This window comes from Microcystis sp. LE19-195.1E (assembly GCF_027532095.1).
Taxonomy (GTDB): Bacteria; Cyanobacteriota; Cyanobacteriia; order Cyanobacteriales; family Microcystaceae; genus Microcystis; species Microcystis aeruginosa.
Window position 1 is genome coordinate 26530 of sequence record NZ_JAPZSZ010000152.1, and the last position, 15759, is coordinate 42288.

The 15759-nt window shown below is 43.5% G+C and carries 15 protein-coding genes and 1 pseudogene; 3 read left to right on the forward strand and 13 right to left on the reverse strand.

Annotated features, from left to right (window positions below; all coding sequences use genetic code 11):
* Positions 1-58 precede the first annotated feature (58 nt).
* From psb34 to O9300_RS09075, 13 genes and pseudogenes are all read right to left on the reverse strand, one after another.
* The gene (psb34, locus tag O9300_RS09015; protein WP_002732326.1) at positions 59-238 is read right to left on the reverse strand and encodes a photosystem II assembly protein Psb34; all 180 of its coding nucleotides are present in this window, start codon (positions 236-238) and stop codon (positions 59-61) included.
* A gap of 355 nt (positions 239-593) precedes the next feature.
* Positions 594-1643, reverse strand: a complete 1050-nt coding sequence (locus tag O9300_RS09020; RefSeq protein WP_287971336.1) for a DNA-methyltransferase — start codon at positions 1641-1643, stop codon at positions 594-596.
* Positions 1644-1878: 235 nt separating this feature from the next.
* A complete protein-coding gene (gene trpS / locus O9300_RS09025; RefSeq protein WP_287731931.1) occupies positions 1879-2889 on the reverse strand; it encodes a tryptophan--tRNA ligase in 1011 nt (336 codons plus the stop codon).
* A 60-nt stretch (positions 2890-2949) separates the two neighbouring features.
* Entirely contained in the window at positions 2950-4263 is a 1314-nt protein-coding gene (locus tag O9300_RS09030) for a dolichyl-phosphate-mannose--protein mannosyltransferase (protein WP_287731929.1), read from the reverse strand.
* Between the two features lie 22 nt (positions 4264-4285).
* The gene (locus O9300_RS09035; protein WP_287731909.1) at positions 4286-4906 is read right to left on the reverse strand and encodes a Uma2 family endonuclease; all 621 of its coding nucleotides are present in this window, start codon (positions 4904-4906) and stop codon (positions 4286-4288) included.
* Between the two features lie 34 nt (positions 4907-4940).
* Positions 4941-6989: a DNA phosphorothioation-associated putative methyltransferase gene (locus tag O9300_RS09040; RefSeq protein ID WP_287971338.1), complete on the reverse strand. Its 2049-nt coding sequence runs from the start codon at positions 6987-6989 to the stop codon at positions 4941-4943.
* Between the two features lie 43 nt (positions 6990-7032).
* Positions 7033-7812, reverse strand: a complete 780-nt coding sequence (locus O9300_RS09045) for a photosystem II electron transport protein, Sll1252 family (RefSeq protein WP_061430251.1) — start codon at positions 7810-7812, stop codon at positions 7033-7035.
* 71 nt (positions 7813-7883) lie between these two features.
* Positions 7884-8393 (reverse strand): hypothetical protein, encoded by a 510-nt coding sequence (locus O9300_RS09050; RefSeq protein WP_002796683.1) that lies wholly within the window; start codon positions 8391-8393, stop codon positions 7884-7886.
* Positions 8394-8859: 466 nt separating this feature from the next.
* Positions 8860-9037, reverse strand: a pseudogene (locus O9300_RS09055) (type II toxin-antitoxin system HicB family antitoxin); the annotation flags it as partial.
* Between the two features lie 4 nt (positions 9038-9041).
* Positions 9042-10262 (reverse strand): efflux RND transporter periplasmic adaptor subunit, encoded by a 1221-nt coding sequence (locus O9300_RS09060; protein ID WP_287971341.1) that lies wholly within the window; start codon positions 10260-10262, stop codon positions 9042-9044.
* 43 nt (positions 10263-10305) lie between these two features.
* A complete protein-coding gene (locus tag O9300_RS09065) occupies positions 10306-10527 on the reverse strand; it encodes a DUF4327 family protein (protein ID WP_002759020.1) in 222 nt (73 codons plus the stop codon).
* A gap of 168 nt (positions 10528-10695) precedes the next feature.
* Positions 10696-11583 (reverse strand): acetylglutamate kinase, encoded by an 888-nt coding sequence (argB, locus tag O9300_RS09070; RefSeq protein WP_287971344.1) that lies wholly within the window; start codon positions 11581-11583, stop codon positions 10696-10698.
* A gap of 79 nt (positions 11584-11662) precedes the next feature.
* Entirely contained in the window at positions 11663-12886 is a 1224-nt protein-coding gene (locus tag O9300_RS09075; RefSeq protein WP_287971346.1) for a M20 metallopeptidase family protein, read from the reverse strand.
* 706 nt (positions 12887-13592) lie between these two features.
* Here O9300_RS09075 and cpcB point away from each other — a divergent pair.
* From cpcB to O9300_RS09090, 3 genes are all read left to right on the forward strand, one after another.
* The gene (cpcB, locus tag O9300_RS09080) at positions 13593-14111 is read left to right on the forward strand and encodes a C-phycocyanin subunit beta (RefSeq protein ID WP_002771747.1); all 519 of its coding nucleotides are present in this window, start codon (positions 13593-13595) and stop codon (positions 14109-14111) included.
* A 66-nt stretch (positions 14112-14177) separates the two neighbouring features.
* Positions 14178-14666, forward strand: coding sequence for a C-phycocyanin subunit alpha (gene cpcA / locus O9300_RS09085; protein WP_287971348.1), 489 nt, complete (start codon positions 14178-14180; stop codon positions 14664-14666).
* A 119-nt stretch (positions 14667-14785) separates the two neighbouring features.
* The gene (locus O9300_RS09090) at positions 14786-15601 is read left to right on the forward strand and encodes a phycobilisome linker polypeptide (protein ID WP_287971350.1); all 816 of its coding nucleotides are present in this window, start codon (positions 14786-14788) and stop codon (positions 15599-15601) included.
* Positions 15602-15759 lie beyond the last annotated feature (158 nt).

Consider the following 15759-nt stretch of genomic DNA (forward strand, 5'->3'; position numbering starts at 1 on the left):
GATTTTAGCGGGAAAAAGGAGTGAAAGAGGCTAAATCGCAACTACGAGGGACTAAATTTTAGCCAGCTTGAGATGCGTAAAAAGCGACGGCTAACAGTCCACCCACAAGTGTGATCGCAGCAACACCCCAGAAAAGATAATTACGTTGTTGCGATTTAGTCGGGGGATCCGCTTGATAAACTTTCGGTTCGGCGGCGAAATTATTTAAGCGTCCACCTTCTTCATTTGTATAAGGCATAATCAAAACCTCAAATATGACAATTTTTCAGGAAAAAAATCCTTCCGTTACAATAGTACAACATATCAGTAACCGAGTCGGAGATGTTTGCAATTCCGACGGGGATAACAATTCTTAGTCTTGGGGTAACTGCTGGACTCTGCTATTTTTATTGGCGATCGCATTTCCAATGATTGAAACTGCGAAAACAAGTTAAAAAAGGCTAATCATACTAAATCCGTTTTTAAGTAGTTGGACAAAAGTAAAGTTAACTGTGGGGTAAGGAGTCGGTCGTCAGGAGTCGGTCGTCAGTAAGAATTGCGGCAATTTACATTTCTTAAGATAGACAACAGAATTTATGTCCGACTACTTAATACTATAATAATGATCCTTGAATATAAGTATTGCTTCTTTCTTTTTTAAATCTTTTAAATCTCTCTGCAGCTATCTCGCAATAGTCTGGTCGAATTTCAAAACCCACAAAAATTCTTCCTAATCCCAAGGCCGCTATTCCCGTGGAACAAGAACCAGCAAAGGGATCAAGAATTATTTCTACCGGATTAGATGAAGCTTGTATAATTCTCTCGACAATTGCTAAAGGAAATTGTGCGGGATGTCCGGTTCTTTCCTTAGAACTGCGCTTTTCTCCTGTAGTGACTTTAGGAACTTCCCACACATCAGAAGGATTTTTACCGAGGGGATTACAACGATATTTACCATTTTTCTTTTGATTGGGATACTTAACGTTAGGGTCACGAATATTATCTAAGTTAAAAGTATATTCTTGGCAATTTTTTAGATAAAAAAGCCATTTTTCATTGCGAGGACTAAGACGATTTTTTGTAGAAACACCTGCCCCATATTTCCAGACAATTTCTTGTAAAAGATAAAAGGGAGACTTATCCCAAAGAAGATAGGGAATCGGAACACATAATCCCTTTTCTGGTACTTCTAAATAACCAACATTTAGCCAAAAAGCACCGTTATCTTGAGTAATTTGATAAATTTGCCCTAGCCAATTAGCACACCAATCAACATAGTCATTGATTGAAAGAACTCGTTCATATTCTTTGCCAATATTATAAGGTGGTGATGTAACAGTGAGGTCAATTTTTATGTCACTATGAGATAGTTTAGACAAAAAGTCTGTGGCATCTCCTTGATAAAGAATAAAGCCGTTGTCCGAGTAAAAAGGTTGACCAAGATGACTAACTAGAATTTCTTTAAGAGAATTAAATTTGTTGGCTCTATCTTTTTCTAACTCTGGAGAAAATGGCTGTAGTAAGGAGGAAGGAGCAATCTGAGTTGATTGATGATCAACAATTCCCTCTGCTAGATAAGAATTTTGTTCCTTGCTGGCAATTGGACGAGACTTATCTTCCCTAGACGATAGTTTTTTTTGTTTCCCCTGGGACTCTACAACCATAATCTCAAAGGACAGGTAAGTATTTTGATAGTTTCAATTATGCCCTTATTTTACCAAAATATCACTGGAGTTGTGCTTAATTTAATAACTTTTGTAATCATTCTCCTTCCCTTACCCTGGATGGGGGGTAGAACCCCACCAAGAGTTAAAGATTGACTGATAAAGCAGCGAGTTTTCCTTGAAAAATCTCAACTGAGTAGATTGGATAATTATCAGATGCACCCGAAAATTATCCCTAAAATGGTGGTAAATAACCCATGGCATTTTTGACTCGATCGAGAGTTTGATTGGCCACCGCTTCTGCTTTGAGACGACCTTGCCGCAAAACTGTGCCTAAATAATCTTTATCCTCTCTAATTTCGGCGTATTTTTCCTGAATAGGTTTCAGAGATTCTATGGTGACTTCTGTTAACATCGGTTTAAATTGTCCCCAACCTAAATCGGCACATTCTCCCCCGACTACCTCTTGACTTTTTCCCGATAAAATGCTATAGAGAGTTAATAAATTATGGCATTCGGGACGCTCCGGATCATCGAAAGTTAAACCCTTAACTAGATCGGTTTTACAGCGTTTAATTTTCTTGGCAATGACATCAGGACTATCGAGAATATTAATCCGACTCATCTCGGAAGGATCGGATTTAGACATTTTATTCCGGCCATCGGTTAAACTCATCACCCGCGCTCCTTCCTTGCGGATCATCGGATCAGGAAGTTTTAAAATTGGTTGTTTCGGTTGTCCAAAAAGATGATTAATTCTAACAGCTATATCGCGGGTTAATTCTAAATGTTGTTTTTGATCTTCTCCCACGGGTACTTTATCGGCATCGTAGAGTAGGATATCGGCGGCCATCAGCACGGGATAATCGAGTAACCCCGTGCCAACATTTTCCCCCTGTTTAATCGCTTTTTCTTTAAATTGAATCATATCGGTTAACCAATTTAAAGGGGTGATACAATTCAATAACCAAGTTAATTCCGTATGGGCCTTAACGTGGGATTGGACAAAGATAGTCGCATATTCTAAATCAATTCCGCAGGCTAAATATAAAGCGGCAATTGCTAAAGTATCCTCCGCAAGAGTGGCGGGATTATGGGGAACGGTGATCGCGTGTAAATCGACCACACAAAAGAAATTATCGTAGTCTTTTTGTCCCTCCACCCAATTGCGGATCGCACCGAGATAATTGCCTAAATGTAAATTGCCGGTTGGTTGCACACCCGATAAGATTCTTTGTTTACCCATAACTCCTGCGATCGCTTTTTTCATGATTTTATTGTATCAGTTTTTGCCGCTAATTTCATCCTAAATCCAATTGGAAAAAATCATTCTCAGATAATAATCCCGCACTGACAGGGGAATGCCTAAATAAATTGGTAGCCAATGGATAAAAGCAAAAATTATCAAAATTATGAGCGAGCGCGAGCAATTTTTATAAATAGGACTGGAACTTTCTAAACCATCGGCTAAGAGCCAAGCTAGAGCAATCAAAGTGAAGCTATAGGCAGCCATATAATGATAGAGAAAGGTGCAGCGACTAATTTTTAACCAAGGCAGCAGATTAGCAATATAGTTACAGATAAGATAGGCGGAAATTACTCGCTCTTTTCGGTTAAATAATCGACTAAAAACTACTAGAATTGCTCCGGTAGAAAACCACCATAAAAACGGATTTCCCATAGCGTGAACATCATAAATTTTATCACCTACTCTCTTAAAATAATAAGCCACAGGTCGCCCCATTACTAACCAACTATACCAGGGAGAACAATAGGGATGGACATCAGATTGATTACCTTTTATTCCCTGATGAAATGACCAAATTTCTTGATGTACTTGCCAAAAATTATATTGATGGTTGACGAGAAGATGCGGTATCCACAGCAAACTATAGGTGACTAGGGGAAAGACAATTAAGGCGATAAAAATGTACTCTAATCTCAGGTTAGTTGCCTTTGTCCAAAGATTATCTTTTGACTGCTCTTGATTCAATAATTTTATTAACCAAGCAATACCGATAAAAATAAATATTCCCAGTAAAAATCCTAAGCCATTCCATTTAATATTTGCCGCTAAACCGAAACAAACTCCTGATAAGAATAGCCAATTGAGTTTTTGATTTTTCTGGAGTGCTAATAAAAAAAATAATTGTCCAGACAAACCGAATAAAATTAAGTAAATATTATTGAGAGCATAGCGGGATTCCACCAGAAATAATCCGTCTAAACTGGCGAGGAAAGTTGTGATTAAAAATACAGTTTTTCTCCGAGTTAATTGATAAGCAATTGCGCCAATAATTAGGGGAATAAAAGAACCAGTGAAAGCATTTAACCAGCGATAACTAAAAGTTGAGCGCAGGGAACCTGTTAAATTATTAATGGTTTCAGGATCGGCAGGAAAATGGGAACCAATCCAGATACTAATAGCAATTAAATATTGACTTAACGGTGGATGAGACTGGAAAAATTCTTTACCGATTAGATATTCATTGCCGTATTTAGCATAATAAACTTCATCGAAAACAAGAGTATTAAATTGACTGAGATTCCAGAATCTTATCGCCAGAGAAAATAAAAATATTGCTAGGATAGATAGGTTAAATTTTACTTGAGAATTCATGGAAAGACAATAGTTATTATAACTAGGAATTTTCTGATAAACGCGAGCGAAATTCTTTGACAGCAAGACGGGGATTAGGATGGTTGACATATTCGGCTAATAATTCTAAATTTAAATCCGGTAATAAAGCACTTTTAGGGATTAAAATATATTCGCCATTCTCTTGCCAAGAATAGATTTTTAACAGATTATCTTGCCAAAACCAAACCTCTTGAGTTCCCAATCTTTTATAAACTTCCAAGACTTTCAGGCTGCCACTGGTTAAAATTATTTCGATCGCCAAATCAGGAAACTCTTTTTCTGTGAATAAACAAAAACATTCATCTGGTTCTTTTCCCGCTTCTTTTTCCTGTTTTCGCAAAGTGGTGGAACCTAATCCCCAGAAATCAATTTCAGCATATTCTAAATAAACTTCTACCAATCTACCGATATTTTTTTTGCTAACTTCGTGACGACGACTAGGAGCCATAATTTCTACCATTCCATCTAAGTAAGTAATGCGATAACTCGAACTATCTTCTAAATGTTTTAAGAGGGTTTCGTACTGTTGCCAATTCACCCCAGAAATTAACATTCTTTGTTCAGGATCATTAGCTTTTAACTCGAAACCTTCTAATCCTTGTAACCGAATCGTAGTCATCATAAAATTAATTACCTCGTCTATTTTACTTAATTACTCAGGAAGACTTATTTTGATTTCTTCTGGCGTTAATTTTAGCGCGTAAAATCCTAACTTTATAGGGATCAGCATCTTTTCGCCACAGAATCTGATAGCCTTTGATTATAGCACAATGCTCCTCTAAACATTTTTGCCAACCCTGTAAACGTTCGATCGCTTTTCGATCTTCTAACAATCCCCAATCCTTTTCTAATTTAGTTAACTGAAGCAATTTATCATAGTTAGGATAATCCGCCGTTACTAAAAGCTCTTTTTCGTGTAGAATTGGCGGATTAGGACTATCCCGATAATCACGAAAGCTAAAATCAGCCGAACCTAAATATACATCCATGCTAGTAGCTAAAATCGGATGTATTTCTGTATCAAAATTGGGGTAATAAAGATAGGAAATTTTGGGTTGACGAAAGGATAAACGAATAACATTAGCATTTTCTAACCGTCCGATAGTTTGACTAGCACAACCTTCATATAAGCGTAATAACATCGGTAATTTTTCCAGAATGCTAATATGAATAGTTAGGGAATAACGGGAAAGTTTGCCTAAAGAACTATTTTCACAAGTACAAGCGATCGCTGGCAGATTTCCCGCACTTATTAACACTTCTTCTGCTAAAGCGCAAGCATTGCGATAACTGCCAAATAAAGCTTTAAAATCGGCACGGGTAGCGGGAGATAATTCCCGTACTTTCGGACAGTGGCTAAATTGACTTAAAGCTAAATAAAGTAAAAGATCGGCGCGTCTTTTATCGGCAATTATCTCCCATTCTTCCGCTTCTGTTACTTGTAAAATCACTTGAAAAGCTCGTCTAAAAGTGCCAAATTCTGCCTTAATTTCTTCCTCTTGTAATAATTCTCCCGCGACGGGTAAACGTCCCTGCTGGGTGTAAAATTCCATCAGGGGAGTCAATAAATCTTCGTAATCTTCAAAGCATTTGAGATGGGTTTTAATTTTAGGAGTGGTAGCGCGGGAACGCCATCTGGATAAACGAAAAGCTTCCGCTTTTTCTTCCTCTCGAAAAACTAGATAAACTCCCAAAGTTATCGGAATAGAATCAACCCCCAAAGTGCTATCAATATACTGTTTTAGTTCTTCCTGTTGATAGTATTTTTGAAAAGTATTACGACGGGTTATAATTCCATCTTCATAAGCCATTAAACCCCGTTCGCTATCATCAATTAGGATCTGTGCCGAAACAATTAAAACTTGACGGGTTAGTTGCCAAGCTTTTAATAAGGCTTCCTGCCGTTCTTCGGCGGATTCAATAACATTAATTACATAGCCTAAATTAACAATATCAGATTCAATTAAAGGACTATCGGGACGATAATAAGGATCCCAACCTTCACTTTGATAACCCTGTTCGGCTATGCGTTCTATATCACCTCCATAACCACAACCGTAATCAAAAAAAGTGGTTTCAGGAAGGAATAATCCCGCCGCTAATGCTAATCTTGTCGGACGAGAAAGGGTTTTGCGAACAAGAGCGGCTTTGTGGCGATCAATTATTATCGATTTTTCCTTTTTTCCCTCTAGATTACAAACTAAATAATCTCCTGCAAAATCAAGGTTATGCTTTCTTAAAAGCCGTTGCCATTCCTGTTTAGTACCGATGGGATAAGAACTGTTTAAAAGTCCTAAAGCACTCTCGATTTTTGTGAGATGCTCGAATTCTTGATAAAGGGGATAGTCCCTAGTAACAAAAGTTTCTTTTCGGTGTAAAATGGGCGGATTATCGGCATTTTGATAATTCCATTCACTTAAGATTAATGTCCCCATATCTACCACTAAACTTTTAGTTAAAGCTGGGTGAGGTTCCCGATCAAAATCGGGATAAAAAAGATAGGATATTTTCGGTTTATCGGTGCTAAATTTAATTATTGTTGCCTCGGATAAATGCTGATTAATTCTTGCTTTTTGTTCGTAATTCTGGAGGATAGGATCCAGTTGATGTAATGCTTCTCGATGAACATAAAGCGCCCCCGGTAATAGTTTACCGATGGGACTAACTTGACACAGTTGCACGATTACGGCGAAATTCTCAGCCATGGCAATTAATCTGTCTAATCACAAATTCTAGAGACAGAAAAAACTAAATAAATCTAGTTAAATGAACCCGATAGCGCTCTTTTTTTGTCACAGTAACCTCACCCACTTCTAGACGACCTTTTCCCCGAAAAGAAATCAAATCACCGGTTTTAACATTATAACTAGATTGACTGATATCTTTCCAGTTAACTCGCACATCCCCAGCGCTAATTGCTTCGGCCATTTTACTGCGAGAAATGCCAAAACCCGCCGAGGCGATCGCATCTAAACGCAAGGAAGCTTCCACCGTATTAATTTCTTTTTTTTGCGGTGGTCTAACTTTTAATTCCGTCAAAGGAATCGGGCTAGTTTTCACGGGAACTGAACGCACTTGTAGTAAATTAGCACATAAAAAATCTGCCAATTCAGGCACTACAATCGCCTGCGCTCCTCGCTCACCTAAAACGATTATATCGCCGACTTTTTCCCGGACGATACCCGTCCCCAACATCGCCCCTAAAAAATCCCGGTGGTTAGCGGTATCAAAAAGAAAATTACCGGCAATATCAAGGGCAGATAGGGGAATATCTGTTACTGTCAAAGGTAGATCAACTCTAGCAATACCGAGGCGCTGTCTTTCTGCTTGGGGATAACCGCCCCATTTTTGCATTGACACATCGGTTAAACGCTGAAAAACCCGTTCTACTTCCGCTAAAACCGCGGGAGAAAGAAAGTCTGTCACCGTCACTTCCCAAGTCTTGATCGCTTGTTCGGCTTTATCAATAACTTTCGCTATCTCCTCGCGATTCTCGACACCCTTTAGTAATTCTTCTCTTGGTGACATTGTTTTCTGGTAATTAATCAAAAATTCTTAGGAAAAAATCAAATGACCGATAACTTATTCCCGATAACCGTTCACTGTTCTAGGGCGTATCCTTGCAGATTTTCGGGGTTAAATTGACGGAGGATAAGAGTCGCTTGATTTTTCAAGTTTTCGGAACCCTGCACGACAATAATATATTTTCCGGCGCCGAGACGATTGCGATAGGGAAGTGCATCGCCACTGCCGGACGACAAACCCACGCCACCACCGACGAAAATACTACCCATCGCCCCCCCAATCGCCCCAGCAATGCCGCCAACAATATGATTCCCCGGTTCTCCGGCCCAATCAAAGGTATGCAATCCCGTAATCAGGTTAAAAAGGTAGCCACCGGCAAAACCGAAGGGAATTAGCCAAAAAGCCATGAGAGTAGCCCGTTTTTTGGCCTGTTGGAAGGGATCGATCAAACCGAACTCATCGGCACTTTTATAGCCGCGACCGAGAATGGTCACTTGAGATTGGGGAATTCCCGCTTTTTCGAGGGCAACGGCAGCTTCTTCTGCTTCTATGCGATCAGCTAACACGGCAATGAGATAATTCATATTCTCCAACTTTTCAGGCTATCTTCATCTCCTATTGTAAGGATTTTCGGGACTGAAAAGCCGCTCGATCGAGAAAATATGCAAGGGGATGGCAAGAAATTACTTTATTTTGGTTATTTCTGGCAATAATTGACCCTAAAGATCAAGGGAGATGGTTATCATCTTTAAGGACATTTTTGGCGCCAAAAAGAACCCCCCCATTTTGGCTCAACCTAGAAGGACAGCCACAATCACTACTATAGACCAATTAAGTGGGTGGGTGGAATTAAATATAAGATGAACGTAGGTTGGGTTGAAGCATGAAACCCAACGCCTGCTCATGTTACGCTACCGCTAACCCATCCTACAAATAATTGTGCCTCCCTACTTAGACCTGTGCGAAAATTAAATTTGTGAGAAAAAAGAGCAAGACAACCCGTGCGATTGCCCTGTCAATCGTAGCTGATCAGGTCGCCCTTGTTCTTCGTCAGTGAAACCCCAGCAGTTTTTGGGTAGTCGGCAAGAACCCTCCTGCAGCCACTCCAACCACCGACTTTAGTTGTGGGTTCTGGAATGGTTTCCCCGCGTTCTTGCAAAACTTCAAGGTAAAGTTCAATCGCTTCTTTAATATTTTCCTGAACCTCTTCAAAGGTATCTCCAATGGTTTACTCAAGGATTACTGAGGATACTGACCCGGACTTTTTCACCATTTTGCAAAGGTTTACTACTATTAACGACGAAACGCTCCCCCGGTTCGAGTCCAGTGATAATTTCTACTTGACCGTCAAGCGCTTGACCGAGACGAACGGGACGTTTTTCCACTTGCGAGTTAGACTCGGAAAGGACGAAAATTGCCGAGGATTCCCCTTGACCGACAATTGCTGTTTCGGGAACAATCACCTGAGGGGCAGAATTATTATTAAACCGTACCCGGGCCAATAATCCCCCTTTGATTAAACCATCCCCATTGGGTAGAGCAATCTCCACGGGAATCCGCCGGGCCGTGCCTTGGCTGAGGGGAAAAATCCTGGTGATGCGACCGGAAAAATTTCTATCACCGAAAGCATCAAGGCTGACATTAACCTTTTGTCCTAAATTAATCGTTTTTAAATCCAATTCCGATAATAATACTACCACCTTGACCTGTTGAAAATCGCCAATTTTGAGGACTTCATCGCCGATACTGACTAAATCCCCCGGCTCTTTCAGTTTTTCGATAACTATCCCCGTCGCGGGTGATTTAAGAATAGCGTAGGCCTGACGTTGTTGTTCCTGAGCGATGACCGATTTTTGGGCGGCAATTCTCCCGATAATTGCCGCCACTACCTGCTCCTCGACTTTAATTCTTGATCGCCCGCTATTAACGGCTTTTAAAGCTACTGCCGCCGTGGTTTGGGCTGTTTCGCCCTGTTGCAGGGGAATCGCCCCTTCTAGGGCTAATTTTTGCAGGCGCTCGGCATCATTTTTGGTCTGTTGGTATTGTAGTTGTAGGCGCTCCACTTCAATTTCAGCGTTACTGACTTCAATTCTCGCCCGGGCTAATTCCGCTTCTAAGGCCGACAAGGCGGCTTTTTCTTGCAGGACAACGGTGGCGAGGAGACGATCATCAACACGGGCGAGGATTTGCCCTAATTGCACCTCATCTCCCACATCGACGAGGAGATTGAGTAACTGACCCGTGGCTTGCGATCGCAGAGAAACGACTTTTAAAGGTCGGGTGGTTCCTGTGTAATCGAGATTGCGTTCGATGGTTGCTGGTTTAGCCCTGGTGACGTTGACGGTAGTAGTACGGGCCGCCGGTGGCGGTGGTTGGGTTTCGGTCCCGGGAGAACAACTCGCGCTTAAGGATAAGATAACCAGAGCGGAAAGGATAATCGGAGTCGATCCCATGGCGATAATCTTGGTAGAAAGCGGCTTTTGAGTCGATGGTCGCTTATTCCTCGTCCCAAGCTTCTACCGCTACCACTTCGCTGAGAGGGTCTTGCATGGAGAAACCGAAATCGAGCAACTCTTGCTTCCAGTATCCCCACTCATCTCCGTATAAAAGAGCCAGTTTCCAGATACTATCGCTAGGTTTGACTACTTTTGCATCTATCCACTTGCTAACCTTGCGTTGAAACTTCACCATCGGGTGAGCTACAGCTTGTTTGGTCATAAATTCAATTGCTATGAAAACTTCGGATTTTGCGCTTCCCGGCTAAACTAACTCAAGACTAAGACTTTTGCCATTACAAAGGAGCGAGAAGCGCATTTATTAACTTACTTGTACACCAGATCTCTGGTTTTAGGCAAGTCTTTTTAACCAAAAGTACGGTAATTACTACTATAGATTAGTATAACCGGAGGCCACAATCATGGAACCGATGCCTCGATCGGTGAAAATTTCCAGTAAAAGGGCGTGGGGAAGACGACCATCGATAATATGAGCAGCCTGAACTCCCTGGGCTAGCGATCGCACGCAGCAGCCAACTTTGGGAATCATCCCGCCGGCAACGATGCCTTTTTGAATCAACTCCCGGGCCTGTTGGATATCTAATTTAGCCAATAAAGTGGAAGGATCCTTGTAATTCTCTAAAATTCCGGCTGTATCGGTCATCAAAATCAGTTTAGCTGCCCCTAAAGCCGCCGCTATTTCTCCGGCTACCGTATCGGCATTGATATTATGAGCTTGGCCGGTTTCATCGGCGGCCACACTGGAAATCACGGGAATATAGCCACTATTGACCAAGGATTCGACGACGCTAGTATCGACACTGCTGACTTCTCCAACAAAACCAATGCCCTCTTTACCCACGGGACGAGCAGTGATCAGATTGCCATCCTTACCGCATAATCCTACCGCTTTACCGCCGGCTTGATTGATCAGGGCAACAATTTCTTTATTGACGCGTCCCACCAGCACCATTTCTACCACATCCATGGTGTCGGCATCGGTGACGCGTAAACCGTCTTTAAATTGGGGTTCAATGCCTAATTTATCCAGCCAACTATTGATTTCTGGACCGCCGCCGTGGACAATAACGGGACGAACCCCCACACAGGAGAGAAAAACGATATCTCGCATGACCGTGTCTTTGATATCGCTGTTATTCATGGCCGCACCACCGTATTTAACCACTACGGTACGACCGCGAAATTCTTGTATATAGGGTAGGGCCTCGCTGAGGATTTTCACCCGTTGGGCATCGTTTTCCTGGATATTATTATTCATGCGTTTTTTTACTCGTCTGATTCAGTGATCAGTTTAGCGGTTTCAGGTTTGACAAAAACTGTTCACCTTGAACGGATTTCTAGAAAGTCCTAGAGTTGCAGAATTTTTCGACGCAACGGACAAAAATCTCGACTCCCATCGCTAACACAGATTCATCAAAATCAAAGCGGGGATGATGGTGGGGATAGGCTAATCCTAATTCGGGATTGGCAGACCCCAAGAAGAAATAACAGCCCGGTACTTCCTGTAAAAAGAATGACATATCTTCCCCTCCCATGGTTTGACATTCGGGAACGATTCCAGCCGGGGTTTCCACCACTTGTTCGGCGATTGATTCCACTAATTCCGCCATCTGATCATGATTGATTACCGGGGGATACAATTGCCAGTAATCGAATTGATAACTAGCCCCCTGACTTTGACAGATGCCCGCGATAATTTCTTCCATCCGTTGTCGGAAATAGCCCCCTAACTGGGGATTGAAATAGCGCACCGTCCCACTGAGATTAGCACTATCGGCGATCACGTTTCTAGCGGTTCCCGCTGCTAATTTACCCACAGTCACCACGGCAGCATCGAGGGGGTTGAGGTTGCGGGCGACGATGGTTTGCAAGGCGTTGACGATTTGGGCCGCCACCAGTAGTGAATCGACGGTTTGATGGGGAATTGCCCCGTGGCCGCCCCGGCCTTGAATCTGGAGATCGAAACATTCCACCGCCGCCATTAAGGGACCATTTTTCACGCCCACTGTCCCTAAAGGCAGATTATTCCAGAGATGCAGCCCGATAATTCCGTCCACGTCGGGATTTTTCAGCACTCCCGCTTCGATCATCGGTTTCGCCCCCCCCGGCCCCTCTTCGGCGGGTTGGAAAATAATTTTTACTGTCCCCTTGACATCGTGACGGTTTTGTGCTATGTAAACTGCCGTGCCGAGGGCGATCGCTGTGTGGCCATCGTGACCACAGGCGTGCATTTGGCCCCGATGTTGGGAACGATAGGGGACTTGGTTTTCTTCGGCGATCGGTAGTGCATCCATATCGGCCCGCAGGGCTAAAACCGGCCCCGGTTGACTGCCTTCGATGGTGGCGACAATTCCGGTGCCGGCGATGCCGGTTTGATGGTCAATTCCGTATTTAGTCAGGGTTTGACTGATTAAGGAGGCGGTGAGATGTTCTTGAAAGCCTAGTTCTGGTTTTTGGTGTATTTGTCGGCGCCAGTGGACTAATTGCGGCTGCAGGGAACGAATGGCAAGGCGAATTTGAGGGCAATTTAAGCTATTAGGAACGGGAAAGGAGGAAATCATCGGGTTCGGACGGCTAGATTTTTTGAGCACCGATTTCTAGTTTAACGTCGGTCGTCGGTCGTCGGTCGTCGGTCGTCGGTCGTCGGTCGTCAGGAGATTATTTTTATTTATACTTCCCACACCCTACTTCCCCACACCCCACACCCCACACCCCACACCCCACACCCTACACCCCACACCCCACACCCCACTTCCCCTCTCCCTTCTTTACAAAACTTCATCGTAATTGGAGGGCTGGAAAGGGCAATTCTTGGGTAATAGGGGAAGGGAAAGCGGGGAAATATTAAAAAAAACTTAAAGTTTTTATCTTGCTGCCCTTTATACCCTTAAAGCCTTGCTGTCTCTGATTTCCCGACGGTGAGAGGCTTTGAGCCATGGTCAGGAATTGATGACCAACTCGATCGAGTTATTGTTAAGTGACTGTTACAAAAAGACAGCAAAAAACTTAATAATATGTAACAAACAAAGTTTCGACAGCAGTGTATAAATTTAATTTGAGGGGCCAAGATAACAGACAAAAGTTAAGCTGGATACTTGTTTAACCTCCTTAGGTGATTTATGAGAGAGCCATGAAGTTTTTTCAGGTTTCTTAAAGTAGGTCGCAACAATCACGGTCAAGGCTCGTCCAGGCTCACCGTGAAATCCCTTAAGAGGGAAAACCTTTTAATTGCAAGCAAATCCCATTTAAATTTAGGAGATTGTCACAATGTTTGACGCATTCACCCGGGTAGTATCCCAAGCTGATGCTCGCGGCGAATATTTAAGCTCTTCCCAACTAGACGCTCTGAGCGCCATGGTTGCCGACAGCAACAAACGGATGGACTCTGTTAACCGGATCACCAGTAACGCTTCCACCATCGTTGCCAACGCCGCTCGTAGCCTGTTCGCTGAACAGCCCCAACTGATCACCCCCGGTGGTAATGCCTACACCAGCCGTCGTATGGCCGCTTGCTTACGCGACATGGAAATCATCTTGCGTTATGTTACCTACGCTACCTTCTCTGGCGACGGCAGTGTTCTCGATGATCGTTGCTTAAATGGTCTGCGCGAAACCTATGTAGCTTTAGGAGTACCCGGAGCTTCCGTAGCTGCTGGCGTAAGCAAAATGAAAGAAGCTGCGTTGTCCATCGCTAACGATCGCAACGGTGTCACCCCTGGCGATTGCAGTGCTTTAATGTCTGAAATTGCCAGCTACTTCGACCGCGCCGCCGCTGCTGTCGCCTAGTCCCTGGGGCTAGTCTCAATTGAACCGTAGGAAACTTATTGCAAGATTATTGGGAGATACCAAACAATGAAAACCCCCCTTACCGAAGCCGTAGCAGCCGCTGATTCTCAAGGTCGTTTCTTAAGCAGCACCGAAATCCAAGTTGCTTTCGGTCGTTTTCGTCAAGCTTCTGCCAGCCTCACCGCCGCTAAAGCTTTAACCGAAAGAGCTAATTCTTTAATCTCCGGTGCCGCTCAAGCAGTGTACAACAAGTACCCCTACACCACCCAAATGCAAGGGGCTAACTTTGCGGCGGATCAACGCGGTAAAGACAAATGCGCTCGTGACATCGGTTACTACCTCCGCATGGTGACCTACTGCTTAGTTGCTGGTGGAACCGGTCCGATGGACGAGTACCTCATCGCTGGTATCGACGAAATCAACCGCACCTTCGACCTGTCTCCTAGCTGGTACATCGAAGCTCTCAAATACATCAAAGCCAACCATGGTTTAAGTGGCGACCCTGCGGTAGAAGCCAACTCCTATATCGACTACGCTATCAACGCTCTCAGCTAGTCCGATCGAAAAAACTGCTGGTCTGGAAAGACAGGAGGTTGTTAGCAAAAGGGTTAGCAATCACCTGTTCTTCCAGACCTTGTTATATCCATTAAAGGTTAGTTTCAGGAGGATCGACGATGACTAGCTTGATAGCGGCCCAAAGACTGGGATTTGAACCCTACAACGGTTCCCCCCGCTTGGAATTACGCTCCACCGACAGTGATGAACAGGTAGAAGTGGTGATCCGCGGGGCCTATCGACAGATCTTGGGCAACGAGCATCTGATGTCCAGCGAGCGCCTGATCAGCCTAGAATCCCTCCTACGCAATCGTTCCATTAGCGTCAGGGATTTTGTTCGGGCGATCGCTCAATCAGAATTATATCGGCAGAAATTTTTCCACAGCAATCCCCAAAATCGCTTTATCGAGTTGAATTATAAACACCTGCTCGGTCGCGCTCCCGACGATCAAGCTGAGATCGCTTTCCACACCGATCTCTACAATCAACAGGGTTACGAAGCAGAAATTAATTCCTATTTCGATTCCCCCGAATACAACCAACATTTCGGTGAGAACATTGTCCCCTACTATCGCGGTTTCGCTACCCAGACGGGTCAGAAAACCGTCGGTTTTAGTCGGCTGTTCCAAGTCTATCGCGGTTATGCGACCAGCGATCGCGCACCGTTAAAAGAGGGAAAACTGACCAGGGAACTAGCCTATAACAGTGCTTCCCCCGTTTATATTAACGGAACTGGTCAATCCTTAACCGGATTAGCTGGGGGCGATCGGGGCAAATTCTATCGCTTGCGCGTGGTGAGTGGCGCAAAAGCGGGACGACAAACCCGTGTGCGTCGCAGTGTGAGCGAGTATCTCGTTGCCTACGAGCAACTATCGAACAAATTGCAAGAAATCAACCGTCAAGGCGGCCAGGTAATCGAACTGATCCTCGCCTAGCTTTGAGCGGTCAGAAATTGACATCCTCGCCGCACTTTTAGGGCGGCGATTCCTAAACCTCACGATTTAAGTTTCTGCTTCAACCACCGTTGCATACCACGGTTAAAAAACCATGTACTGTCTTACACAAAGTCCACAGACTTTCGCTCCATTTCAGA